This is a genomic window from Pseudomonas fluorescens group sp., assembly GCF_020093335.1.
Classification (GTDB): domain Bacteria; phylum Pseudomonadota; class Gammaproteobacteria; order Pseudomonadales; family Pseudomonadaceae; genus Aquipseudomonas; species Aquipseudomonas petroselini.
The window spans coordinates 487,283-513,587 of the sequence record NZ_JAIOKW010000001.1; the positions used below are offsets into that span (position 1 = coordinate 487,283).

General features: G+C 58.8%; 17 protein-coding genes. 3 read left to right on the forward strand and 14 right to left on the reverse strand.

Annotated features, from left to right (window positions below; genetic code table 11):
- Positions 1–24: 24 nt before the first annotated feature.
- The 7 genes from gspF to gspG are packed head-to-tail and all read right to left on the reverse strand — an operon-like array spanning position 25 to position 8,141.
- Positions 25–1,233 (reverse strand): type II secretion system inner membrane protein GspF, encoded by a 1,209-nt coding sequence (gene gspF, locus K7431_RS02165; protein ID WP_012724393.1) that lies wholly within the window; start codon positions 1,231–1,233, stop codon positions 25–27.
- Positions 1,233–2,651, reverse strand: a complete 1,419-nt coding sequence (gene gspE / locus K7431_RS02170; RefSeq protein WP_012724394.1) for a type II secretion system ATPase GspE — start codon at positions 2,649–2,651, stop codon at positions 1,233–1,235. Before gspE ends, gspF begins: the two co-directional genes overlap by 1 nt.
- Positions 2,648–5,014, reverse strand: coding sequence for a type II secretion system secretin GspD (gene gspD / locus K7431_RS02175; protein ID WP_012724395.1), 2,367 nt, complete (start codon positions 5,012–5,014; stop codon positions 2,648–2,650). Before gspD ends, gspE begins: the two co-directional genes overlap by 4 nt.
- Complete coding sequence (gspM, locus tag K7431_RS02180; RefSeq protein ID WP_043205382.1) at positions 5,011–5,556, reverse strand: type II secretion system protein GspM; 546 nt, start codon at positions 5,554–5,556, stop codon at positions 5,011–5,013. Before gspM ends, gspD begins: the two co-directional genes overlap by 4 nt.
- A complete protein-coding gene (gene gspL, locus K7431_RS02185) occupies positions 5,549–6,721 on the reverse strand; it encodes a type II secretion system protein GspL (RefSeq protein ID WP_043205383.1) in 1,173 nt (390 codons plus the stop codon). The genes gspM and gspL overlap by 8 nt, the downstream gene beginning before the upstream one ends.
- A complete protein-coding gene (gspK, locus tag K7431_RS02190) occupies positions 6,718–7,683 on the reverse strand; it encodes a type II secretion system minor pseudopilin GspK (RefSeq protein WP_012724398.1) in 966 nt (321 codons plus the stop codon). The genes gspL and gspK overlap by 4 nt, the downstream gene beginning before the upstream one ends.
- 8 nt (positions 7,684–7,691) lie before the next feature.
- Positions 7,692–8,141 carry a type II secretion system major pseudopilin GspG gene (gene gspG, locus K7431_RS02195; protein WP_012724399.1) on the reverse strand — a complete coding sequence of 150 codons (450 nt, stop codon included), beginning with the start codon at positions 8,139–8,141 and terminating at the stop codon, positions 7,692–7,694.
- 146 nt (positions 8,142–8,287) lie between these two features.
- On the opposite strand from gspG, the gene gspI reads away from it, so the two are divergent.
- Positions 8,288–8,674 (forward strand): type II secretion system minor pseudopilin GspI, encoded by a 387-nt coding sequence (gspI, locus tag K7431_RS02200; protein ID WP_012724400.1) that lies wholly within the window; start codon positions 8,288–8,290, stop codon positions 8,672–8,674.
- Between the two features lie 6 nt (positions 8,675–8,680).
- Here the strand turns inward: gspI and K7431_RS02205 are convergent, their stop codons facing one another.
- Positions 8,681–9,112 carry a general secretion pathway protein GspC gene (locus tag K7431_RS02205; protein ID WP_012724401.1) on the reverse strand — a complete coding sequence of 144 codons (432 nt, stop codon included), beginning with the start codon at positions 9,110–9,112 and terminating at the stop codon, positions 8,681–8,683.
- Between the two features lie 81 nt (positions 9,113–9,193).
- Here K7431_RS02205 and K7431_RS02210 point away from each other — a divergent pair, with 81 nt between their 5' ends.
- Together K7431_RS02210 and K7431_RS02215 are read left to right on the forward strand one after the other, a co-directional pair.
- Positions 9,194–9,655 carry a GspH/FimT family pseudopilin gene (locus tag K7431_RS02210; protein ID WP_012724402.1) on the forward strand — a complete coding sequence of 154 codons (462 nt, stop codon included), beginning with the start codon at positions 9,194–9,196 and terminating at the stop codon, positions 9,653–9,655.
- Positions 9,652–10,263 (forward strand): prepilin-type N-terminal cleavage/methylation domain-containing protein, encoded by a 612-nt coding sequence (locus tag K7431_RS02215; RefSeq protein WP_012724403.1) that lies wholly within the window; start codon positions 9,652–9,654, stop codon positions 10,261–10,263. The genes K7431_RS02210 and K7431_RS02215 overlap by 4 nt, the downstream gene beginning before the upstream one ends.
- A 390-nt stretch (positions 10,264–10,653) precedes the next feature.
- On the opposite strand, the gene K7431_RS02220 is transcribed toward K7431_RS02215, so the two are convergent.
- The 6 genes from K7431_RS02220 to K7431_RS02245 form a co-directional block, all read right to left on the reverse strand.
- Positions 10,654–11,052, reverse strand: a complete 399-nt coding sequence (locus K7431_RS02220; protein ID WP_012724404.1) for a hypothetical protein — start codon at positions 11,050–11,052, stop codon at positions 10,654–10,656.
- Positions 11,053–11,067: 15 nt separating this feature from the next.
- Complete coding sequence (locus tag K7431_RS02225) at positions 11,068–11,868, reverse strand: Imm49 family immunity protein (RefSeq protein ID WP_012724405.1); 801 nt, start codon at positions 11,866–11,868, stop codon at positions 11,068–11,070.
- A gap of 179 nt (positions 11,869–12,047) precedes the next feature.
- Positions 12,048–12,305: a hypothetical protein gene (locus tag K7431_RS02230; RefSeq protein WP_012724406.1), complete on the reverse strand. Its 258-nt coding sequence runs from the start codon at positions 12,303–12,305 to the stop codon at positions 12,048–12,050.
- 350 nt (positions 12,306–12,655) lie between these two features.
- Positions 12,656–13,240 carry a hypothetical protein gene (locus tag K7431_RS02235; protein WP_012724407.1) on the reverse strand — a complete coding sequence of 195 codons (585 nt, stop codon included), beginning with the start codon at positions 13,238–13,240 and terminating at the stop codon, positions 12,656–12,658.
- Between the two features lie 440 nt (positions 13,241–13,680).
- Positions 13,681–14,112 (reverse strand): hypothetical protein, encoded by a 432-nt coding sequence (locus tag K7431_RS02240; protein WP_012724409.1) that lies wholly within the window; start codon positions 14,110–14,112, stop codon positions 13,681–13,683.
- Positions 14,112–26,288: a hemagglutinin repeat-containing protein gene (locus K7431_RS02245; RefSeq protein ID WP_012724410.1), complete on the reverse strand. Its 12,177-nt coding sequence runs from the start codon at positions 26,286–26,288 to the stop codon at positions 14,112–14,114. The genes K7431_RS02240 and K7431_RS02245 overlap by 1 nt, the downstream gene beginning before the upstream one ends.
- Positions 26,289–26,305: the final 17 nt, after the last annotated feature.

Consider the following 26,305-nt stretch of genomic DNA (forward strand, 5'->3'; position numbering starts at 1 on the left):
GGGCTTTTTAGTGCGCGCTTGCAGCTATTGCACCAACTGGTTGATCTCGATGATCGGCAGCAGCACGGCCATTACAATCACCAGCACCACCGCGCCCATCACGACAATCATCAGTGGCTCCAGCAACGCCGTCATGCCCATGGCCCGACGCTCGATATCGCGCGATAAGGTCTGCGCCGCCCGCTCCAGCATTGGCGGCAGCGAACCGGTTTTTTCGCCACTGGCGATCAGGTGGATCAGTACCGGCGGGAACACATTTTCCACGCGCAACGCCGGCGCGAGGTTCACGCCTTCGCGCACCTTCGCCGTGGCATCACTTACGCTGAGGCTCAAGCGGTCATTGGACAGGGTTTGGCGCGCCGCTTCCAGGGCACGCAACAACGGCACCCCGGCGGCCCCCAGAATCGCCAGGGTCGAGGCAAACCGCGCCGTGTTCAGGCCCAGCACAAAGCGCCCGATCAAGGGCAAGCGCAGCACCCGGCTGTGCCAGTTCAGGCGCGCCACCGGGTTACGTAAATACAGGCGCCATCCCCAGAAGCCGGCGGCCATGAGACCGAAACACCACACTCCCCAAGCACGAATGAAATCACTCGCATTGAGCATCGCCAGGGTCAGCCCCGGCAAGTCCTGGCGAGCCTGGGAAAACGCACTGACCACCTGCGGCACCACATAGCTGAGCAGAAAGATCACGATCGCAATCGACACCAGCCCGACCACACCCGGGTAGATAAACGCGGTGAGGATCTTGCTGCGCAGGTTGTTGCGTTCTTCGATGTAATCGGCCAAACGCTCCATGACCTGCGCAAGGTCGCCGGACTCTTCACCGGCGGCAATCAATGCGCGATAGATCGCCGGGAAATCCCGTGGCCGTGTCGCCAGCGCCTCGGCCAGGCGCATGCCGCCGCGTACATCGGCGCGCACCGCGCTCAAGGTCTGGGCGATATGCTTTTTTTCCGCCTGTTCGACCGTGGCGCTCAAGGCGGCCTCCAACGGCAGGCTGGCGCCCAGCAGGCTCGCCAGTTGCCGCGTGGCCCAGGCGAGGTCGTTGTCGGAGAACTTGGCGCTGAACAATGCGCCGCCGCCGGCAGGCACAGGGGTTTCAAGCTGCACCGAGAGCGCGGTAAGACCACGGCTGCGCAACACCCCGAACGCGGCGCGCTGGCTATCGGCTTCAAGGTGCCCGGACTCAAGCTTGCCGGTGGCGTCGGCGGCTTCGAAACGGTAGCGATTCATCAGGCGTCCCGTGTCACACGCAGGATTTCTTCCGGCGCCGTGGCCCCTGCGCGCACCCAACGCTCACCGTCTTCGCGCAGGCTGAACATGCCCGCTTCGCGTGCCGCAAGGCGCAGGGCCTGTTCACCCGCCCCCTGGTGGATCAACGCGCGAATCTCATCGTCGATACAGAACAACTCATGGATGCCGGTGCGGCCGCTGTAGCCGGTGTGGTTACAGGCGGCACAGCCAAGCGGCCGCCACGTGCCTGGGTGGGCCGGGTCTTCCTGCTTGCAGTGGCTGCACAGGCGCCGCACCAGCCTTTGCGCCAACACGCCGAGCATCGAAGACGCCAGCAGGAACGGCTCGACGCCCATGTCAATCAGCCGGTTGACCGCCGATACCGCATCATTGGTGTGCAGCGTGGCCAGCACCAGGTGCCCGGTCAGCGAAGCCTGCACTGCGATCTGTGCGGTTTCGAGGTCGCGGATCTCGCCGATCATGATGATGTCCGGGTCCTGGCGCAGGATCGCTCGCAGGGCCAGGGCGAACGTCATGTCGATCTTGGCATTCACCTGGATCTGGCTGATGCCCGGCAGGTCGTATTCCACCGGGTCTTCAACGGTGAGGATGTTGCTGGTGCTGGCGTCCAACCGTGCGAGCGCGGCATAGAGGCTGGTGGTCTTGCCGCTGCCGGTGGGGCCGGTGACCAACACGATGCCGTGGGGCTGGCGGATCAGGTTGTCCAGCTTGGCCAGCACCTGCACGTCCATGCCGAGGGTTTCCAGTTGCAGGCGCCCGGCCTGTTTGTCGAGCAAACGCATCACCACCCGCTCACCGTGGCCGGTGGGCACCGTGGATACGCGAATGTCGATCGGCCGACCCGCCACGCGCAACGCGATGCGGCCATCCTGGGGCAGGCGTTTTTCGGCGATGTCCAGTTGCGCCATGATCTTGATCCGCGACACCAGCGCCGCGTGCAACGCCTTACGCGGCGAGACCACGTCACGCAGGGTGCCGTCGACCCGGTAGCGCACCACCGAATGGCTTTCGTAAGGCTCGATGTGAATGTCACTGGCCTCGTCACGCGCGGCCTGGGTGAGCAACGCGTTGATCATGCGGATCACCGGCGCGCCGTCCTGGGTGTCCAGCAGGTCGGTGATTTCCGGGATGTCCTGCATCAAGCGGTCAAGATCGACTTCGTTTTCCGCCGCCCCCACCACCGCCGCCGCGCTGCCGGTATCGGCGTAGGCTGCGGCGAGCAAGCCGTCGAGTTCCTCGTCCCGCACCTGCTCGAGCCGCGCCGCGCCGAACTGCCGGCGCACCTCGCTGATCGACCAGCCGGGTGTCGATGGGCAAACCGTCAGCACCGCACCCTCCTCGCCATTGCGCAGCAGGATGCGTTGAGCCTTGGCCCAGGCGTAGGGTAACGCGTTCATTGGAGCGGCACTGCGCGAATCGTCGCGCGGGGTTGCCCGCTTCCCGGTGCCGCCGGCACCCCCACGGCCGCGGCGGGTAATTGCGGCGCCTGCATGCCCGGCATCGCCCAACTGCGCTCCGGTTGCAGTGCGCCCTGGGCCCGGCGGATGAAGTCGTAGCGGTTCAGGGTAATCGCCCGTCCACCGGCGCTGTCACGGATGATATAGGGCCGTAGGAACACCATCAGGTTGGTCTTGGTGGTGGCCCTGCGTTCATTGCGAAACAACGCGCCGAGCCCGGGAATGCTCGACAGCCAGGGCACCGCCTCGTTGCTCTGGCTGTAGCCGTCCTGCAGCAGGCCGCCGAGCACCATGATCTGCCCGTCATCGAGCAGGATGCTGGTGTCAATTGCGCGCTTGTTGGTCACCACGCCCGCCGACGTCGCACTGCTGGAGGCGCGTTCGTCGATGCTGCTGACTTCTTGGTAGATATCGAGCTTGACCGTGCCGCCTTCGGAGATCTGTGGCCGTACATTGAGCTTGAGCCCAACCTCCTCGCGCGTCACGGTCTGGAACGGGTTGTTGCTGGTGCCACCCCCTCCGGTCACGTAGCTGCCGCTGACAAACGGAATGGTCTGGCCGACGAAAATACTCGCGGCTTCGTTGTCCAGGGTCAGCAGGTTCGGCGTTGACAGTACGTTGCTGCCGCCCTTGCTCTTGAGGGCGCGGGCCAGCACTTTGAGGTCCATGACATTGCCGACACCGGGGATGTTCACCGTGCCGCTGAGGTAACCCACGCTCAGGCCACCGGGCAGCGCGTCGATGCTGGTCAGGCCGCCGGTCTGCAGCCCGCTGCCGCCCAGGTTGGTGCCGCCGATCACCCCTTTGCCCGCCAGGTCACCGCTTTGCCATTGCACGCCAAATTCGTTGGCATCGTCCTCGCCGACCTCAACTATCAGGCTCTCGATCACCACCTGTGCGCGACGCTGGTCCAGCATGTCGATGACTTCCCGCAGGTTGCGGTACAGCGGCTCGGGCGCGGAAATCAGCAAGGTGTTGGTGGTGGCGTCCGCCTGGATCGTGACACCGCCGGCGCTGAAGGCGACACTTTGGTCCGTGGCCTGGGCGCCGGCCTGGCTGCTCGAATTGCCGCCGCTCTGTCCGTAGCCCATGCCGGTGCCGTTGCTGGAACTGCTGCCGCTGCTCGACGTCTGGCTGGTGCTACTTGGGCTGTTTTGGCCGCTCTGCCCGCCGCTGGTGTTGCCACCCATCGCGCTCAGCACCGAACGTCCGGTATCGCCGGTGCCGCTGTCGCTTTCACCGGTGAGCAAGCCGCGCAGTGCCTGGGCCAGCTTCGCCGCCTGGGCGTTACGCAGGTACACCACGTGCAGGTTGCTCGGATTGCTCTGGGCGTTGTCGAGTTTGTACACCAGGTTGCGCGCCAGCTCGGTGCGCTCCGGGCTGCCGGCACGGATGATGATCGAGTTGGAACGCGGGTCGCCCACCACCGAAATCTTCTGGGTGGCGTCGCTGCCAGGCTGTTCCAGCAGCTGCGAGACCATACCGGCGATGTCCACCGCGATGCCGTTCTGGACCTGCACGACATCGGTATCGATCGCGCTGGGGCTGTCGATGCTGTCGATCAACTGCGCCACGCGCGCCAGGTTGTCGGCGTAGTCGGTGATGACCAAGGTGTTGTTGCCGGGGTAGGCATTGATCGGATTGTTCGGCGAGACGATTGGGCGCAGCACCGGGATCAGGTTCACCGCATTTTCATAATGCAGGCGAAACGTGCGCGTGAGCATGCCATTCGCCGCCGGCCGGTCGGCACTGTAGACCGGCCCACCGAGCAATTTCGCATCGGCCTCCGGTACCACATGGGCCACGCCGCCGACGTCGACCACGCTGAAGCCCTGCATGCGCAATGCCGCCAGCAACATATCGTAGGCCTGATGGGCCGGTACTTCGCCTTCAGACACCAGGGTCAGGGAACCGGTTACGCGTGGGTCGACCAGAAACTGCCGGCCGGTGGCGCGGGAGAGTCCGCGCACGACGGCTTGAATGTCGGCATCCACGAAATTCAGACTCACCGGCTGGCTGCCAAGCGGGTTGCTCAGCGTTGTACCGCCGATACTTGCGCCGCCCCGGCGCACCGGATTGACGAGGGTACGCTGCGGCCGCGCTTGCCGCTCGATCTGCGTCTGGGCGCGCTGGCGTTCCAGGAGTACGTCGCCGCTGCGCTGGGTGTTGGCCAGGGGCTGGCCGAGTTCGCTGTCGACCAGCAGCGGTGGCGCGTTGGAAGCCGTTTGCGTGCTGCACGCGCTCAGTGCCAGTAACAGGAACGGCGCGGCGTTGCGTACATAATTGGAACCTGACCACTTCATGAAGCTTCCTTAGCGCCAAACGCCTGATCCATGCGGACAGTTCCCGACAGAGTGCCTGCCGTATCATCGGCCTTGGCTTCGCCTGCACGCTGCAAACGGGCCTCGACCACTTCCAGAGAAAATTGCCTTGGGTTGCTCACCAGCCAACCGATGACTGCGTCAGCCGGTGCGGTTTCGAACGTCAACTGCCAGCCGGTCTCCACCGGCGTCAATTGGTAATATCCGACCAGCCCGCGCGCATCCAAGCTTTGGCGCAGGGCCGGTTCGAGGGGCTGGCCGGCGGTTGGCGTCGGCACCTCGCGCAGCAAGCGTTCGAGTGCCTCGGTTTGCGCACGCAGCTTTGGTGTTTCAGCCTGCCAATATTCGATTTTCTTCAAGGCCGGCTGGATCAGGACCAGCCAGCTCAGCAGCCCGACGAGCAGCAGCGCAGTGCCCGCGACCATGCGTTTTTCCCGCCGTGACAGGCCTCGCCAAACGCCCCGTGTGCGCGCGTTGAAGTGCTGCCATTGGCCACGCCAAAGGGTCAAGGAATGCTTATTCATTGTCGCTTGCAGCACCGGAGTCGGGTTCACGGGATTCGGCATCGGCCGGGCGCAGGCGCCAGCCCGTCGGCGTGGCCTGAGCCGCGACGCCGGCCTGGGCCAGGGTGGCTTGCCAGGCGTTATCTGGGGTATTTCGCCGCGCATCGGCGGTCAAACTCACGTGCAGCTCTGCCTGTTCAAAGACCAGGCCCTGCACATTGCCGACCATGAACGGCATCGCGTCGGCGGCTTGCAGCATCAGGCCGGCAAAGCGCTGGGGTGCGTCGCTATTTGCCGGGTTTTGCCGCGCGCTCAATTGCTGACGGGCTTGTTGCAGTGGATTAAGGATCACCGGCAACTCGGGAAACGCTTGTTTGACCCGCTGACTCATTTGCATTTTGAGTTGCTGGCCTTCGCTGGCCTCACGCGCGGCGTACAGGTTCAGGCCCAGCAGCCACACGCCGATTGCCAGCGCGCAACAGGCCAGCGCCCTGCCCCAACCCGCTTGCGACCCTGGTGCCTTGCCGACGCCGCCGTGTAATCCCCACGTAGGTAAAGCAGCAGACCATCGTTGCTGCGCAGGTTGTGGCTCGATCACTGCAGCGGGGGTGTCGTCACCGAACCAGGCCAAGCGGCTGCCACTGGCCGCCAGCGCGTCCAGGCTCGCCTGAACCTGCGGTTCGATCACGCCTTGCTCAAGGCTATGGCGCAGCAGCAAATGCCCCTCCAGCACACAGGCACTGATGTGCCCGGCCGGTGGCACCGGCAGGCCATAGGGTGCAGGATAAAGCCCCCGCAGCTTTAACCGGTGCTGGCTCAACACCTCACCGAAACGCTCCAGGACCGACGTCGGCAACCAACTGAGGAACACGTGCCCATCGGCATCGCCAGGGCTGTGCGCGATATGCATCTGTTCAATGCGACCGAGGATCAGCGCCTGTGCCGCACACATCACCGCCGCCTGGGTCTTCGCGGCCGACAGCGGTGGCAACTGCAACTGTGTGAGGACGCTGTCCATGGGGTGAAGAAAGCACTCCACGCTCTGCGATTGAGCCGTTTGCCCCAGCAACGCCAGCGTACTGACGCCGGTCTGGCTGACGCGACCGTTGCGGTCCAGGCGTGCGAACGCAAGCTCAGTGTCCGGCGTCAGGCTGTTCAGCGGCGGCAAGGCAATGCGCACACTCATACGCCCAGTCTCGACCAGATCACCTTGGGCATGTCGCTCTCCGAGCGATACAACAATGCGTCCACCCTGATTCGGCGCTTGTCACGACGGGCGTAACCGTGAAGCAGAAACCATTCGCTGGTGATGCCGACGTCAAGGTCGTCGACGCTCAACTGCGGCGCACGCAAGCGATTGAGAAAGTCGCCGCGATTGATAAACCACTGGCCCCGATCACGCTCTGCGACCAAGGCCTGCGCCTGGGTGAGCGATAGCCCAGGCACTACCGCGGCCAGTACCTCAGCGCTGGCGGTATTGCTGTTGACCCAGGTACTGACCGGGATAACGCTGACATAGGGCGCCAGGCGCGCCAACACCCGCTCATTCACGCCCTGGATACCGCGCAGGTCGTCGAGGCTGCGCAGCATCGGCCGGGTTGCAGGAACGGGATTGGCGTTGGTGTCGGGCGAGGTCGCACGGCCGCTGTTAAACCGGTTTTGCGTCGTGCTTTGCGAATGTTCCTGGCGCGGATAAGCGGCAATGACGCGCTGACTGATGCGTTGCGCAACGCCAGCCTCGATGCCGAGCATGGCGCACAGCTGCTCAAAACTGCGTAATTGCCGGGCATTGACGCGCTCGCCGGCGATCAAGTTCCGCAGGTTGAATTTGCCTTGCTGATCTTCCAGGCGCCCATCAAAACCTGCACCCGGGAGGGCGCTTTTGATCGGTTGCGCCCATGCCTGGTCACGCCGCGTTGGTGCTTCCTTGCGACGCGCATCCCACAGCAGTTGCCGGCTGGTTTCCAGGCCGCCGAGCAGCACCGCACTGCCTTGCAGGCGTGACTGTTCAGCTTCCAGCGAGCGGGTAAACACGCTCTGCCGGGTGAGCATGCCAGCGGCGATAACCGCCACCACGGCGGCGATCAGCAAGGCGCTGATGATCGCCATGCCGCGCTGTTTCGCCCTATTGAGCAAAGGGTTTTTCATGGCAGCGCTTAGAGCTGCCAGGAGCCGATATCGGCGTTCACGCCGTCGCCGTCAGGTTGCCCGTCTGCACCGAGGGAGAAGATGTCGACTTCGCCGTTCGCGCCAGGGTTCAGGTAATGGTAAGGACGCCCCCACGGGTCATTGGGCAAACGCTCCAGGTAAGAACGCCAGTTGCTGTTCTTGGCGTCCGCCGGGCGCTCCACCAGCACATTGAGCCCCTGGTTCATGCTCGGGTAAGTGCCGTGGTCGAGGCGATAGAGCTTGAGTGCCTGCATCAGGCCGGAGACGTCCTGCTTGGCCGCCGTGGCCCTGGCTTGATCCGGACGGTCGAGCACCTTAGGTACGACCATGGCCGCGAGGATGCCGAGAATCACCACCACCACCATGATCTCGATCAGGGTGAACCCCTGCTGGCCTCGGCCACCTGCAGACTGAAATTTGACGCGAGCGACATCCATATCCACCATCCTTGGCTTGTTTGCAATTCGGCGCGCAGTGTAACAAATGAACTAAATGGTGTATTGAAAAAACTCAGCCGCACGCTGAGTCATCTGCCTGTTTTCGAGTGTTATCCTGCCTGCCGGTTTTCGGTAAAGAGTCACCCATGGAGCTGTCGCGCAAGGAGCAAGGTTTTACGTTGATCGAGGTGCTGGTGGCGTTGGCGATTATTGCCGTGGCCATGTCGGCAGCCGTGCGCGTTGCGGGCCTGATGACCCAGAGCAATGGCCTGCTGCGTGATCGATCACTGGCACTGCTGGCGGCGCAGAGCCGACTGGCCGAACTGCGCCTGGAAGGCCGGCTGGCACCGGGGCACAAGGCCTTCGAATGTGATCAGGGGCGCCTGCAACTGCGCTGCGGGCAAGTGATCGCGCCGAGCGCAGACCCCCGGCTGATGCGCGTCACGCTGCAGGTCTCGGACCGCGAACGCGAGGCGCCGCCGTTGGCGCGGCTCGAGACGCTGCTCGCCCAGCCCGTGGAAAAACGCGAATGAGCGGGCTCAGGGCCGGGTCAATCGTGGCATCGACTGAGCGTCGGGCAGCGTGCTGACCTTGAATCGAGTCCGTTCGCTGCCGCGCTCAATCACCACGGTGTCGCGCTCAATCGCCACCAGGCGCACACCCTGGGTCAAGCGCTCCCCCACCAGAAACCCACGGGGTGGCATGCCGTTGAGACTGAGGATCGCGACTGCGCCATGCGCACCGGTCATCATCCCTGAAACCTTGATATCCAGCACTGCAAGCCGATTGGAAAACCACTGCAATGCCGGGCTGTCGACCGCCACTGCGGCGTCTTCGCGCTCGGCCGGCGGTGCGCTGGATTGGACCGGGGTCAGCAGCAGTGATGACCAGACCAACACGCCCGCCAACGTCGCGAGCAACGCCGCCGACTGCACACATTGCGCGGGCGATAAACGAAAAGTGTATGCCAAGACGAAACCTCCTTGTTGTCCTGTCGCGCAGTCTACAGGACAACTCTCGGTATGTTCTCCACGACGACGGAGCGTTGCGCGATGACAGCAGCCAGGCAACACGGCTTTACCCTGATCGAACTGATGGTGGTGCTCATCATCATCGGCATTGCCAGTGCGGCGGTCGGCCTGAGTATCAAGCCCGACCCGTTGCACCTGCTGCGCCAGGACGCCAATCGCCTGGTGCAACTGCTGCAGGTCGCCCAGGCCGAAGCCTTGGCCGACGGGCGCCCGATCACCTGGCTGGCAGATACCAAAGGTTTTCACTTCAGCCGCCGCAATGAACACGCTACGGGCTTCGATCAGTTCAACAGCGACCCGCAACTGCGCCCTCGTGCGTGGGACACACCGGCGGTTCAGGTACGCGTCATCCCCAAACAACGGGTCGTACTCAACGCCGAGTGGTTCGATACGCCGTTGCAACTGCAACTGTCGGACGGGCAGAACAGCCTTTCGGTACGGCGCACCGCGGCCGGACAATTTCGCGTGGAGGCCACGCCATGAATACTCGGCAGCACGGCTTTACGCTGATTGAAGTGATGGTGGCGATCATGCTGATGGCGATTGTCAGCCTGATTGCCTGGCGCGGCCTCGACAGCGTCAGCCGTGCCGACCAGCATCTGCAGGCGAGCACCGAACACACCGAAGCCCTACTGCGCGCCCTGAACCAGCTGGAACGCGACCTTGCCCTGCGCGCCAGCACCGAATTGCGCGTGCCAAACCTTACCCAGCACGAGACCGAACCTGCGCAAGCGCCGCCGGCGATCAGCGTACGCAGCGCCGACAATCAGCGCTTTCGCCTAGACGTGATCCGCAGCGCAGCCGCGTCGGAAGACGGTTTGCAACGGGTACGCTGGTGGCTGCAGGACCAAACCCTATACCGCGCAGCAGCACCCGCGCGCAGCCGCTACCCGCTTCCCGCACCGGGCGAAGGCGTGGCCGTATTGGACAAAGTGAGTGACCTGCAGGTGCGTGTCTGGGAGCCTGGCCAGGGTTGGCGTCAGCTGAGCGGCAATCGCAAGGACGAACCCCAAGGCCTGGAGATCAAGCTGACTCGCCAGACGTTGCAGGGAGCAGAACACTATCGGCAGGTCGTGGGCCCATTGAATTAGGTGTAAACCTATTTAAGGACTAGACAGTAATTTAACAGGCTATTTATCTTTATGTAGTTAAACGCTACAGCCCGCAGATCTCATTAGCAAAAACACCGTGTCATCAAATTCTTAATCAGCCATACCCCTTATTGACTTCGCACTCTTCCACTCCCCTATAACAGGAAGAATGACGATTTTAATCTTCTCAACCTTAGTAAATCCATTTTTCTGAGTGAAAAAGGGGACAAAGAAAATAAATCCGCGCCCTTTTCTCAGATGCAGCACCTGTTATTAATGAACATACACTTCAATTTAAATGCTCGAGGCTGTTGGCCGGAAATATATCTGGCCGAGCATTAAGTCCCCGAAGGGAAGGCACTTACTTTTCTGATGCCCTTCCTTCGCGAATCAAATTGCAATACGCAACAACTTAATATCTTGCGTCACGGGATCCATACATATTACGCACGCCACAAGTAAAATTTTCGCAAGCGCAGATTCAATCTTAACTGAAAATTGAACAGTGTCTGGAGAGCACTTCAAACTAGCGATCAACGCGGAGAACCACGGTTTAGAGTATTGTAAATGCGGACCAAGCGATGCAGCATCCAGCTGTAAAGCACCTTCACTGTCCAATAATTTTAAACCCAAAAACAAGGTGACGTTCCCATCAGCCTCGCTAATCGCGAGTTGATCATTGTTGTAGTCGCCGCCGTATCGACCAGGAATCAATGTTGCGTTGTAGCGACCCACAAGAGATTCAAACAGCTGACTTCGCACCTGGGCATCTTTCGAAAGATTGTTCATATTTCATCAACCCTGCTATTTCAGAAAGTCATAATGAACATCATAGCAATCCAGCGGTTTCACGGGTAGCCACTCCGCTGGAATATAGGGTGTATCTATAGCTACTTGATAACCGTGCCGCCAGGCAATTTTTGCGTAAATAACACCAACCGTAGAAATCAGCCCCTCGGAATAACCACTTTCACTACTAAGCCTTCTCTTTATTGCGGCGGGTGTTGTTAGTTCGCGCAAAACGGATTCCATTTTTGACGTATCACCCTCGGCCAGCGCAATGAAAAACTCATTATCCAGCATGAATCTCTTCTTGGGTCCCGAAGGTGGATGCGCAATCATTCTGGCACACCGCTCGAGCAACTGAGTAAAGTCACCTTTAACCGCCAACCTAATTTGATACGCTACAAAGTCCGCCGTAGTGGTCGCCTGAACTCTTTTAGCATCAAAGATATCGTCGTTATTGCAGAACCAACTGATCAAGGATTCATTATCAGAAACCAAGCCAGCTAAAAAATCAAACGTCTTCGTCATGAAGTTCATTTTGTCGGTTTTCAGTGAATACCGGTGGCGACGCAGACTGTCCGCTATAAAAAACCAGGTTTTCATCTTTTCCAATGACGAATTGCTAAACCATTCCTCTATAGCTTGCGCATATGCATGCGACGCTAACCTATCCATGCACGCAATTGGATCACCTTTGCCGGTTTCTATATTTACTACACATCTTTCGATATTAAAGCCGCCGTCCAAGTGGCTTTTTACATGCTCGATTCTTGATACGGCTTGCGCCTTGTATTTTCCATATTTTTCAAAGGCCTCCATTTATTCACCTCACTTTAACTTAGCAATTATTAGCTGACCTGGTTTTCGATCAACACCCGCGACACCTTCTACCAAACCTCAATAAGAGCGTTGGCAGCGATACGAATTTTTCCTGGGGAAAATATGGGCCAGTTCACGAATACATCACTAAGAATTAAGTACGTGCGAAAAATTAAGCATCAAACCACCTTATCGGCTATTTCATCAACAATAAACTCGTGGCCGAATATAGTAAGACCTACGAGTGCTTCTAACTCAATTTTAACTTTCCCACCCATCAACTCAACCTCTGCGACTTCAATTTCTTGAGAGCATTCAACCGTCCATGACTTATCAAGACCTACAGCACCAAGCCTGACCAAAACAACGTGCAGGACGTTACGCAACACCGCATCGCATTCATCACCCAGCACTATTGATGTAAATTCATCAGTCATATTTAAAAGCTTAAATCCTTTCCACCTGAACGATTTGCAGGCTCAGTTATCTGCTCCCAGCTTTTGCCTTTAGCTCTCAGTCAATCAATGGATGGCCCAAGTTTTTCCCCGTATACTCGCAAGTTTCGCTCATAAATCTCTGCAAGCTAATCAGGTGGTGTTAGATCCTTACACTGAATACCTAACTCACGGCGCGCCTGATGAAGTTGGCGAGCGACTTGCTCTGGTGTTGCATCCGCTCCGCGCATTCTGAGACTAACCTCTGACAAACCATTAACTTTATCGACATATGCTTGCCTTAGAGGTGGAAGCTTATCTACCGGACCAGTTGCTTTTGGACGTTTCTCACTTTATATAAACCGAAGTTTCCAATAGTCATTGCCCGCCACTATCCAGTAGCGCTCGCGAGCAGGGATCAAAAAGCTAAAATCAAAGCATTCAGCAGTCCAGTCCGAATAAGCTAGACTTTCATGAGCACGTGCGTCATCCATATGCATAAAAATTTTTCTGTCAAAATTTATGTAGAACTTGGGGAACCTAGAATGAATAATATTAGCCTTTTTAAATAGCGCTGGCGACAAACCCTCACCGGTTAAAAAATAATGTTCAGCCTTTTCAAAAACCTCATAATCCGCTTCTATAAAATTCTTCAAATCGCTTGAAGTCAGAATCTTTTCACTTGAATCATCTAGATACTGGAGAAAATTCTCCGAAGTCATTTTCAGAATGCCGCCCCTGAAACTTTTGCAAGACTGCTCGTATTGCTCCTGGGTTATATCGCCATCTTCAAGATAGGCGCGATAGTCTTTTTCCGCGTCAAGAGAGAAATTATACTTCTCATCTATCACCCAATAACATCTTCCAGAGTGTACAAAAAAGCAGACACTTCTCTCTCCATTCCAAAGATCATCAAAAACTGTCTGGTTCACCTTCATTGCTTGAACTCCTTGAAAAATTCATCCTGTGTATAAACACGTGCGTTACTCGAGTTCTTTTCGAGTAGCGATTCCCAAATCTTGGGTAGCTCGAGGGAGTAACCGGGCTGGTCTTTGTCTACCCTCTTAGGTGCATCAGGATCCTTCGTCATACCAGCAACAGGCCGCTGAGGAACTACTCTGTCCGTAATTTCCTTATGAAGGCCAGCATTAACGTCAAAAATCACTACAGAGCCATCAGGTCGCTTATTCGTCAAGTAGTACGTAGCATGCTCAGCATTGCCAACACTTACGCAAATTTGCCCTGCGCAGCCTGGGTTGATGGTGATGGTTCCATACTCATTGGCAGTAATACGGTTCTGACTGGTCTTAGTGCCAGATCCGCCGCCCTCAACCCTGAAGTAGGTGACAGTTTCTGGAGAACCTCCTTTTGCACCAACTCAAATTTTCCCTTTGAGGTGATTTCGCCACGGTACTAGCAAACCGTCCAGCAGGACTCGATCAATAACACCGTCCTCAATAGCGCCAACATAAGTAGTATCTAACTGAAACTCAAAGGAAAGACTTTCATTTTCAGATAGTTTTTTTACGGCACCTACCAGCGCCTCTACGTCATCTAGGTTTTTTGAGTCCATCTCAATAGGAAGTAGGTTTGGCGGCAAAGCCGAATAAATTTCCAAAATCCCACCTACTACTTCCGTACCACTCTCGTCTATCTCGTCAATAAAGCTTGGCGGAGTAACGCTCCATATTCTTGACGCAGCAACCTTATTCACAAGCTGCTGCACATTAGATCTAATAGACTGGTCCAAATCCTGAGCCACGTAAAAAATCAACTTTTGCTTCGCAAGCTCTAGCGGTATGGAATGCATTACTCAGCTCCTTTTTTCGGAGGGTATGCCGGGAGAGCTGACCCTGGACCGCCCGGATTATATCTAAATCCTCCTGGCATATGCGCGTCCAAATGCCGTGTATCAGGCAGTGGCACAGTAAGTGGCGAACCCTGAACATGATGCATAGGTATTCTCTCACCCTTTAGCCCTGCATCTTCAGGAAAAACTTTAACCCATGCATCGTCGACCTTCGGAGTCTTCCCTTTAGCAATCGCGGCCCGATTTTCAGTACTTAAGATTTGGCCATATCCAAGGTCATCCCAGTTATCACGTAGTACTCTCCAGTCTGCGGCATTCGTACGAACAACACCTGTCCGAGTCGTACCAGAAGTAACCACAGGCGCGGGAGGCACGACTTCACCTGCCGCTTTTGGACCGCTTTCGCTTGTTGATCCTACTCCCCCCGACCGCTTCGGAGCATCTGCACCTCCCAGCAAAGCGTAGACGACTAAGTTAACACCATCAGCCAACGTTTTTTCCAGTGCGGCTTGCAGCCATCCACACTTGCCCCCGCAATTGTCCACGATGTCTGCATAAAATTCGGCAGACTGTTCGTAGGCGCCACCGACCATAGGGTCTTGGATCTTGAGCTTCGTGTAAGCGTTTCTGTCAGTTTCAATTTGCTCGCGCATTTTTGCTACACAAGCAGTGTCACCGGCGTCCCAGCAACCTTTCAGCTTGTTGATATTTTCCGCTGACTCCTTAGCGATGTCCTTTCTGACAGTAAGCTCGCAACCTGTCTCACCTTTGCAACCGGCGTATCGGGTAGCGTAGGCATCAGGCCGCCCTTGGTTGAGAAAGTTATTGTCAACGGCGTTTTGAGCCGTACCCGCGCCGGTCACAGCACCCGCAGCACCTCCACCGGTAATCGCACCTGCCAATCCCCCAGCTAGGGTGGACAAAGCCGATACTGTTTGCCGCTCACTCTCTGTCAGATCGGCGGTCTTCTTGTCTGGATAGAGCTGGCGCGCTATTAGCTCTCCAACACTAGCGCCTGCTGCTCCGGCCAGCGCTGAGTTGCCCTGCGCTTGCGCAACCAGCGCCCCTAGCAACGCATGCGCCATCAAGTTGGCTTCGGGATTATCGGCGGTCAGACTGTGGATTTGCTCTGCCAGATAGGGCGCAGCGGCCCCGGTTAGCGCCTGCGCGATATTTCCGCCGGCGAGCCCCTGCAACGCGGCTGTAACTGCTTGCGCCGCACGTTGATAATCGCTGCCCGTACCATACTGCTGCATCACGGTATTGGTGATCTGCGTCGCAATTTGCTCAGCTGTTGGATCGGTGTTGCCCCCTGCGATCAACTTGTCTCTCGCAGCAGCGATCGCTACTGGATCTTTCTGAGCTTTGGCGGCGTTAATGGCACCTTGCGTGCGAATGATATCCATCGACTGGGTACCGATCTCACTGATCAGCCTTACCTGTTGCAGGCGCTTCTGCTCTTTCTCTTTATCGAAGATTGGGCTGATGCTGTCGTTGGCGTGTTCGACATCGTGGCTAAGGGTCGCCACATCTTGCTGTTGTTTGGCAGGGTCGCGAATATCGAGAGTGCCATTGGAGACGGCCGATGAGGTCGTACCACTGGCGCTGCCACTGTGGTTGTAAGCGATCAAAGTACCGCTGGGCATGTTGCTGGTAAAACCGCCACTGCCGTCGCTGGAGCTGCTGACGCTGGCACTTTGCATTTGGCTCTTGTATTCGGCCTCGTTCTTGATATCACTCCAGCCGAGAGTGCCTGTACTCAGCCGATTCTTATCGGCCTCTGCGGTACTGGCAATGACGCTTCCATCAAGTTGTGTGTGATTAACCACATCAACCTGATAACCACCTTTACCCGCGTATAACCCGGTCTGCTCCTGCACGCTTTGGTACTTGGAGTCAATCTTGGTTTGGCTGACGCTAAGACTGGCTGAACCACCTGTGCCGATGATCGCGACACTCACGCCGCCACTCACATCAGTTTGCTTGGACTTATAATTGTCGGTGTCTTGAAGGCTCTGCAGTGTCAGATCGCGACCGACACTGGCAGCGATTTTGTCAGCACTGACCTGTGCGCCCTTAAGGGCAGTGTCTCGCCCGCTAACCAGGTTAGCCTGATGTCCTGCGTCCAGCGTGGTTTCAGTCCATGTGGTGCCGGTACCTTTTTCATTACCAGTGCCTTTATTCGCGTTGGCGAAGATACTCAGGCCACCGCCTTGAGGCCCAACCCCCAAACTAATCCCGATTGCACCACCGCCACTATTGTTTTTGCCATCCAGCTTTTGGCTATTGGCGGCTGCTTCAAGACGTATATCCCGCTCAGCGGTCAGCGAAATGTCGTTGACTGCTTTGAGGCTACTACCTTGAACATGGATATCTCCGTCTACCCCAGGAGTACCGTTACCGACGGCGACAATGCTGAGATTGTTGCCGCTGGTCAGGCTACTGCCTTGGCTAATCGTTTGTTCTTGGGCCTGTTTTGAACTGGACTTCTGCGCGCCGAGGGAGATGCTAATACCGACAAACTGCCCGGCGTTGTCAGCAGTCATTCCACCGTTCTGCTGAGCAGCCTGCCAAGCCTGAACGCCAGTTAACCCTGCTTTGATACCTTGCAAGGCGGATACACGGCTGTCGTCTTCCTGCTTGGCTTGCTTGGCCGTTTGATAAGCGGTATTGACCGCACTGCCGACAGTTCCGGAGAGTGCCAGCGTCAACCCACCGCTTTTGCTTTTAGAGGTTTGCTCGCTCTTGTTGTTATTTTCGGCCGCTATGATGTTGACGTTTTGGCCAATGAGGTGGATGTCCTTACCTGCAATAACATCAGAACCTTTTATGCTGAGATCTTTACCGGCCTGAATATCGACACTGCCAAGCACGCTGCCGATGGTACTGGCCTTGCTACTTTCAGTAGTGCTGGTCGAGGTATTTTGAAGGCTGGTCGAACCTATGGTGAAACCTATACCACCAGTCCCCAACAGGCCGGATTTTTTACTCGACGTAGAATGGCTTTCTTCGAAGGTTTCCGTTGCCCCGTCAATCACCACATTGCGTCCGGCAATCAGGCTGGTGGCGTTGGTGGAAACTACGTCACTGGCGGTAGTGCCAATGTCCCGACCGGCACGGACGACCACCGTATCGGCACTGATAGAGGAGCCCTGTTGAGTGATAGAGCTGCTGCTGTCCATGCGTGTCTTCTGGCTGCTGGACAACAAACCGCTGCTGGTCTTGGTTTTGCGGTAGTAGCTGTAATCGCTGTTTTGCGCCGCGTTCAGGTCTAGATCGTTTCCTGCGTACAGGTAAGCTTCCTTCCCGGCACTTACACGACTGGCGCTTACCAACAGATCCTGGTTCGCACTCAAGGCGACGTTGCCTCCGGCTGTCACCGTCGTGGAGACCTGTTGAACATGATCCTCCTGACTCGTCACCTTCTTGGTCTTACCATACGAATGCTGCTCATCCGCCGCCGAAGCCAGGGTCAGATCACCCACCGCACTCATGCTCACATCGCGCTTGGCAGCAAGCTGACTGGCAATCGCGGTGACATCGCGGCCAGCGCTGACTTTCAAGTCCTGCCCGGCATCGACGGTCGAGCCGTATTGGGTAATGGCCTGACTGGTATACAAACCACGCGCGCCGCTGGTGACTTGTTCAGCAGAGACAAGGTTGACGTCACGTCCGGCACTGATCGTGGTGTCCGTGCCGCTTTTGAGCACGCCGCCGGCGTTGTTGACGTCTCGCCCGGCGTTGACAGTCAGGCTGTTGGCGGCTTCGATGCGGGCGGCGTTATCGACGAAATCAGTGCGTTCGGTTCGGTAGCTGCTGCCGCTTTCGTGGGTGGTGACCGTGCGTTCGTTGATCACGTCGCGGCCGGCCGTCAGTGAGACGTCGCGGCCGGCGATCACACCGCCTGCCTTGTTGATCAGGTTATTGCCGGCCAGCAGGTCGAGCCGATTGCCCGCTTCCACCAGACCGCTGTTCACCAGGTCGTTACCAGTCGTCGCCGAAAGGTTGCTGGAAGCTTTCAACGTGCCGGCGTTGCTTAGGTCCTTACCCGCGATCAGGGTTACGTCGCTGCCCTGGATAAGAGCGCCGTTGGCGGCCAGGCGATTGTTGGCGTTGGCCAGGTACAACACAGGCACCAGCACTTGCTCGCCGTTCACCTCGGCGTTTTCCATCCAGACAATGTCGTGGGTCAGGGCTGCGACTTGTTCGGAGGTCAAGCTGACGCCGAGCGACAGGTTGAGCTCTTGCTTGCTGGCGACGGCGTTGTTCATCAGGTACTTGAACATGCCCTCGTCTGAGGTCTGGCCATCGATGAAGCGCTGGCCGGTTCGGGCGACTACGGCTTGCTGAATCAAGTTCTGTTCGTAGAAACCGTCACCCAGGCGCTTGGCGCTTTGGTCCGGGTCGTAACCGAGGTTGGACAACAGGTAGTCCGAGCTCATGAACTGCTTGAGGTCGGTGAGTACCGGGTTGGTTTCGATCAGGTATTTATGGGGTTTGGACTGACCGCTGCTGGCGGGCAAGCCCTGGACGCGATTAATGGTAAATGCCGTGGACCGGCCTGGCAGTGCAGAACCCTCAGCGCTGGCAGCCGGTAGGCTGACGTTAATCGCGCTGGCCCCCACGTTGACGTTTGGCGCCTGATAATCTGCCGCAGTCAAATCTGCGCCGCTGGCCGAAGCCTGAGCGCCGTTGCCCGGTTGAATGTTCGGGGGCTGGACGCTGGGCAGCACTGGCTGACGCTGGGTCGGGGTGACGCTGGCGCCGCCCATGGTCCAGCTTTGCGGGCCGCTGGCCGCTGGAGTACTGCTGCCTTGACCACTCAGGCGGAACAAACCATTCTGCCCGGTGGGCAGCGCGAAACCCGGTAAGGTCAGTGGATTCACCTGCTGCTGGGCGAGGTTCGGCGGCAGCTGCTGATTGACCGTAATGCGCGTCGAAAACGTCCCCGCGCCGCTGGCGCCAGCACTGCCGGTAGTGGTTTTCGCACCCGCACCTACATAGGTGAAACCGGGCCGCGCCACACGGTTGTCGATACCGTCCTGGGCCTTTATGTTCACCGCGCCTGCCGCCTGAATCACGGCAGCGTAGCTCTGGTCACCCGTGCTGATCGTGGTGACCCGGCGCAACGCTGTGCGCTCTTGCTCGGTCATGCCGATAAACGAGGACATGGCACCAACCAGGCCGCTCAGGTCTTGGGGGTTGTAGCCCGCGCCGCCAATGGCATAGCGGTTGTTGAACGCCGCCGCAGCGTTGTACCACATGCCGGCATTGCGGGTGCGCTCGGACACGAACAGCCGCCAGGTTTGAGTTTCACCGGTTTCAACGCCGCTGTTGGTCAGGTTGTTGGCGGTAATGTTGAGGTTGCCGGCAGCACCGATGGTGCTGCTGGCATTGAGTACATCACCGCCTGCGATAGTGAGGTTTTTCCCAGCGGTGATGCTGGAACCGGCGCTGGCAGCGGTCACCTCGAGTTTTTCGCGTTGGTCGATCTGCCACAGGTGGTTTTGCTTGCCGCTGCAGTCACCCGCATAGTTCGGGCCTTCTATGCACGGATACTCCGTGATGGAGGCGGTGTAAATGCCACCGGCACTGGTGGTCAGCACGGCACGCACGTTCTGAAGCGTGCTGGCGGCCAAGCTCAAGTTGCCATCGCTCTGGATGCTCGACGAGCTGTTGATCACGCTGGTTGCCAGACCACCCTGCCCGTCGCGGTCGATGCTCAGGTTGCCCAGGCTGTAGATATCGGCGTAGCTGTTGTTCAGTGTGTCGAGGCGCAGGCTCATGTCCGCGCCACTGAAGATCAGGCCGTGGTCATTGACCAGCGCGCCAGTGGTCACGGTCAGCGCTTGACCGCTGCCCAGCGTGCCCTGGTTGTTGATGCCCCCGGCGTTGACGATCAGGTTGGTCGCCGAGGTCAGGCGACCGACGTTGTTCAGTTGGCCGCCGACTGACACCGTAGTGTCCCCGCCGCCGGCGATGCTCGAAGGGGCGTTCAGGCTCACTTGCCCGGCACTCAGCCCGAGTGTCCCAAGGCTGCTGAGCCGGCCATTGCCTGCGTATGTGCCACCGAGGTTCAGGCTCAGCGCACCATCACTGGCGATCAGCCCGTCGTTGGTCCAATTGCCGCCGCTACCGACGAGGCTGGTGGACGCCAACAGCTGGCCACTGGCGGTCTGGGTAAAGTTATTGACGTTGACGTTCAGGCGCGCAGCCTGGATGACATTGCTGTTGCTCCAGCTATCGGCGTTAAGCGTCAGGCCGCCGCGAGTGACGATCGAGCCGCCGGCGCCTGTGACGTTGGCGGTAGAGATGTCGAACGTGCCATCGCCCACATGCAGCAAGCTGCCGCCGGCATTGAGAAAGCCACCTGCCGCCAGGCTCAGGTTGGTGTTGGCGCTTTCCAGGGTGCCATTGCGGTTGTCAAACAGCCCGCCAATCTGGAAGTCGGTTTTACCGCTGCCGCCCAGGACACGCAGTTGGCCGGTCTGGTTATCGAGGCTCGCGGCCTTGATTGCCAGGGTGCTGTCGCTTTCGATGATGCCCAGCCGGTTGTTCAGTGCACCACTGAGATTGAGGTCGATCTGCTGGCCGGCAATCTGGCCATCGTTGTCGCCACTGTTGTCAAAATCGTTGCCGGTGACGCTGATCTTGCCTTTGGCGTACAGGCCGCCGTTACGGTTGTCGAAGTTGCCGGTGGTGATGATCGCGTCACCGTTTTGCGCTGACACACGCCCGCCGTAGTTATCGATGCCACCCAAGGCGGTCAGGTTCAAGCGCTGTGCCTGGGTCACGCCGCCCTGACGGTTGTTGTTCAGGTCATAGCCGTTTTTCAGCACGCCGGTAAGCTGTGCAGTGAAGGCCGATTGCAGGCTGGAGAGCACGCCGCCGCGGTTATCGACATTGCCGGCGGAGACGGTCAGGTCGCCGGCCTTGGCGATAATCCGGCCACTCTGGTTATTGATATCTGCGCCTGTGGTAAGGGTCAGCGCCCCCTGACTTTGCAGCGTACCTTTGCCATTGCTGAGGCTGCCGGCCTGGACTTGCAGGTCACCGCTCTGGCTGTAGATCAGGCCGTCGGCGTCGTTCTGCACCACGCCCGGCGTGGTGATCGTCAGCAGATCGTTGGCCGCGACGGTGCCCCGATTACGGTTGTCCAGGCCGCCGGTGAGCAGCGTCATCAAGCCTTGGCTGGCGAGTTGGCCGCCCTGGTTATCGATTTGCGTTGAGCGCTGAACCCGCAGCGGGCCGACGCTGGCCAGTTTGCCATTGGTGTTGGTCAGCACGCCGAGCAAATCAAGGGTCACTGCCGCGTTACCGACCAGGTTGCCACCGGTGTTATCCAGCGCGGTGCCGGTGAAGCTGAGGCCCTGCTGGGCGTTGACGGTGCCGCCGGCATTCCCCAGGGTCATCGCCTGAATCACCAGTGCCGCGCCGCTGTCGATCAAACCGCCTTGGGCGTTTGTCAGCAGACCGCTGAGGGTCAGGGTCTGGGCGCCGCCACTGGAGATCACACCACCGTTGCTGTTATCCAGGTTCGCAGCGTTGAGATTGAGGTTTTTGCTGCTGACGATTGCGCCTTCGCCGCTATTGAGTACCGTGCCATTGACGGCGACGGAAACATCGCCGTCGCGACTCGACAGCGTACCTTTGTTGCGGTTATCCAGGTTGGTGCTGGTCAGGCTCAGGCCCTGCCAGCCGGACAGCAAGCCACCGAGGTTTTGCGCGGCGTCGGCATTCACTGTCAGCACGTTGTTGCTGATCAGTTTCCCACCCGTGTTGTCGAGTGCCCGCGCGCTCAGGGCGAGGCTTTGCGTGCTGGAGATTTCGCCGCTGCGGTTACTCAGGTCGCGTAAATGCTGAATGCTCAACACGCCAGCGGTGGTGATCAGGCCGCCGCTGTTGTCCAGGTCTGCCGTGGCCGCACCAAAATCGATGGCAATTGCGCTGCCCAACAGCGAACCGCTCTGGTTATTGATACCGCGGCTGTTAATGGTCAGGCCGTTGGTGGCGTTGATCAGGCCCCTATTCTGGTTATTCAGAAGCCCGTCGAGGTTCACGTCCAGATTGGCACGACTGGTCAGCGTGCCACCGCTGTTGTCCAGGCCGCTGGCCTTGACGTCGAGTGTGGCGGCAGCTATCAGCCCTTTGAGGTTGGTCAGCGCCTGATCGACGCGCAGGGTCAGGGCCTGATTGCTCAGCAACTTGCCATTGTTGTTGTTCAGGCTGCGAGCCGTCACGTTGAACGCTTGGACACTGGAGATTTCACCGCCATCGTTGTTGATGTCGGTGAGATTCTTGAACATCAGCAACGGCGCGCTGATCAACCCGTTCTGGTTGTTCAGTTGACCCTGGTTCACGTCCAGCGTCAGGGCGGTGTTGCTGAACAGTTGACCGCCCTGTTGATCCAGGCCAGTGACGCTTGCGGTCAGGGCGCCGGAACTGGCAATTCGGCCGCTGTCCTGGTTGGTCAGTTGGGTAGCCGTCAGGTCCAGCGTGTCGCCACTGTTCAGCCGCCCGTTGTGGCTGTTATCCAGCACACCGGCGTTCACGCGCACCGCACCTTTGCCGCTGATGCTGCCGTTGTTGCTGTTATCGAGGCTGGCACTGTTGAGCACGAGGCCAGCGTCGGTAACGATCTCACCGCCTTGGTTCAGCACGTCGCCCGTGGTGGTCAGCGTCAGCGGTCCTGCCGCAGACAGGCTGCCGAGGGTATTGGTCAGGCTGGCTGCGGTCACGTCCAACCGGCCTTCAGCACTCAACAGGCCTTGACTGTTGGTCAGATCGCCGGAGAGTCCGGCCTTGAGGTTTTTCTGGCTCAACAGCGAGCCGCCGCTGTTGTCGAGATCCTGCCCGATCAACGTCAGGTCAGTCTTGCCCGACAAAAGGCCTTTGGCACGGTTGATGACATGATCGACTGTCAGCGCCAGCGCGCCCTGCGCAACTACCTGACCGCCATCGCTGTTGTCCAGGCTGTCGGCGCTGATCTGCATATTCCCGTCTGCGATCAGGGTGCCGCCCTGGTTGACGACCTGACCGCCTACCGTGACCCCGAGGGTGTCGCGGCTGCTGATCAGACCACCCGTGTTGTCCAGACGGGCGCTCTGCAGGTCCAGGGTCTGGGCGGAAATCAGGCCCTTGACGCTGGCCAGCAAGTGTTCGAGGCGCAGGGTCAGGCCCTGATTGCTGATCAACTTGCCGTTGCTGTTGTCGAGGTTGCGAGCGTCCAGCGCGAATGCCTGGGCACTGGAGATTTCACCGCCCTGGTTGTTGATGTCCTTGAGGTTCTTCAGCATCAGCAACGGTGCGTTGATCAGGCCGTTCTGGTTGTTCAACTGCCCCTGATTCAGGTCCAGGCTCAGGGAGGTTTTGCTGAACAGTTGACCGCCCTGCTGATCAAACCCAGTGACGCTGGCGGTCAACGCCTTGTCGCTGGCAATCCGGCTGGCAACACCGTTGCTCACCTGAGTCGCACTCAGGTCAAGGGTGTCGCCGCTGATCAATTGCCCGGCCTGGGTATTGTCGAACACACCGGTCGTCACAACCGTCGCATTCTTGCCGCTGATCAGACCTTTTTGGCTGTTGTCGAGGATGGCGCTATTGAGGGTCAGGCTGCCGTCGGTACTGATCGAGCCGCTCTGATTGTTCAACACACCTTTGGTGGTCAGTGCCATCGCGGCGGCACTCGACAAGTTACCGCCAGTGTTGTCAAGACTGCCTGCATTGACCACCAGGGTGCCTTCACTGCTGATCAGACCGGCGACGTTGCTCAGGGCATTATCGAGGCGAATATCCAGAGCTTGCTGAGTGACAAGGTTGCCACCGCTGTTGTCCAGGCTCTGTCCGGCAACCGTTGTCGCGCCCTTGCTGAACAGCTGGCCTTTGGTCTGGTTGATGATCTGTGTCACGCGCAGGGCCAGATCGGTGCCGGCGAGGATCTTGCCGTTATCACTGTTGTTCAGTTGCGAGCCTTGCAGGCTGACATCGACGGTGCTGGAGATTTCCCCGCCACGGTTGTCCACTGCATCGACGTTGAGTTTCAGCGCTTTTGTGGCGCCTACCAGACCGCCGCTACGGTTATCCAGTCCCTTGCCGTTCAGGGTCAACGCGCCTTGAGCGACCAGTTCGCCGCCCTGGTTGGTGAACTGCGCAACATTGGCGATCAGGTCGGTTTGGCTGGCAATGCGACCGCCGCTGTTATCGGTACTGGCTGCGTCCAGACGTATCGGCCCTACTGCGCTCAGCAAGCCACCGCGGTTGTCCAGTTGAGTGCCCGAGAAGTTGATCGCGGCCTGACTGTTGAGCAGCCCTTTTTGGCGGTTATCGAGTTGCCCGACATTCAGTTGCAGGTCGTTGATGGCGCGTACTGTACCGGTGCGGTTGTCCAGCGAGTCGCTGCGCAGCGTCAGTCGATCCTTGCCGGACAGGCTGCCATTACGGTTATCGAGGCTGCCAGTCTGCAGGTCGACCGCGCCTTTGGCGCTGAGGTCACCGTTCTGGTTATCGAACAGGCTCGCAATGCGCGCGGTCAAGCCGCCGTCGCTGACAAGGCTGCCGTTATGGCTGTTGTCCAGGCTGGCGGCAGTGATACTCACACGCTGTCCGGAACCCAACACTCCATTCTGGTTATTCAGGGCGCCGATCAAGCCGATATTCAGTGCAACGTCACCGGTCACCTGACCATCGCTGTTATCCAGCGAGGAGGCATTCACCGTGGTGTTACCGGCGCTGGAAAGCTCGCCATTGTGGTTGTTCAAGTGCCCGACATTGGCCGTCAAGTCACCGCTGCTGGTGATCACCCCCAGGGTATTGAACACCTCATCGGCCGTAACCTTCAGCGCACTCACGCTCAGCGCACGCCCGTTGTTCTGATTGTCCAGAGTCTGGGCATTGAGGGTGGTGGTTTGTCCACTGAGCGTGCCGCCCTGGTTGGTCAGCGTCTGCGTTGCGTTAACAACCAGGTCACGACTGGCGATGATGTTCTTGCCAGTGTTGTTGACGCGCTGTGCACTGATGCTGACATCGCCCGTGGTATTACGGGTGTTATCGGCATTGACCCCGCTTTCGATGATGCCGTTGTTGGTCAACTGGCCGCCGCTGGTGAGCGTGATGCGGTCCTTGGCGACAAGGTTGTTCTGACTGGTCAGGTCGCCTTGGGTTTTCACGTCCAGGGTGGTGCCGGCGTAGACCGGCCCCTTGGCTTGCAGGTTGTCGGCCTTGATGTTGATCGCGCCGGCCGCCGCCGTATCAACCAAGGTAAGGTCGCCGCTGGCATCCAATTGCATATCGCCGCTGCTGGCGACCATCTTGCTGTCAAGTTTTACCCCGACACCGGCTTCGCTGCTGACCAGCTTGATCGCCCCGGCATACATGCCGCCCAGGGCCGAGGAGTCGATGGCCAGCTGCGGCTTGGTCGCCGGATCGGCGGCGCGGGCAGTCGCCTTGAGGGTCTTGGCGTCGACGTCATTGGCACCGGCAATGATCGTCAGGTTCTTGGCCTGGATCTCAGCGTTGATCTTGGCCGAGCGGGTGATAATTTCGAACTGGTCGACGTTGCTGGCATTCAGGCCGGCGCCGTCAATGGCAACGCTGCCCTGGTCGACTTGGTAGCGAGTGATCTGGCCGTTTTCGATGACGGCCTTGCCAGTGGTCAGCGTGGCCTGCGGTGTATTGATAAAACCGCAGCCGTTGCAGCTGATGCCATAGGGGTTGGCAACGATTACATGGGCCGACTGCCCCGCCACTTCGGTGTAGCCGCGCAGTTGGCTGGGGCTGCCGCCGTTGACCTCGTTGAGGATCACGCTGGCAGCCGTACCATTGAGGTTCTGGTTACCGAGTATGATCCCGCCCAACTGGGTCGACTGGGTCCGACCGGTCGCGTTGTTGAGGATCACGCCCTGCTGACCGACGTTGTAATCCTGGAATTGGTTATGCGACAGCCCACTGCCATTGGGCGCGGCAATGTTGACGATAGGCACGCCGTTGCCCGCCTGACCGAGCGTCGTCCCCGGCGCGCTGACCACAATCCCGTCCGCCTGGGCCAGCAACGGTTGCCAGAACATCGCGTTGGCCAACACTAACGCCAAGCCACGCTTGGGCAATCCAAGGAAGTTGGAACGACTTTTCAGGGCCGCAGAAGGTTGGCGCGCGAGGAAAGCGAACTGGCGAACGTCCATGTGTTTTCTCGATGCCC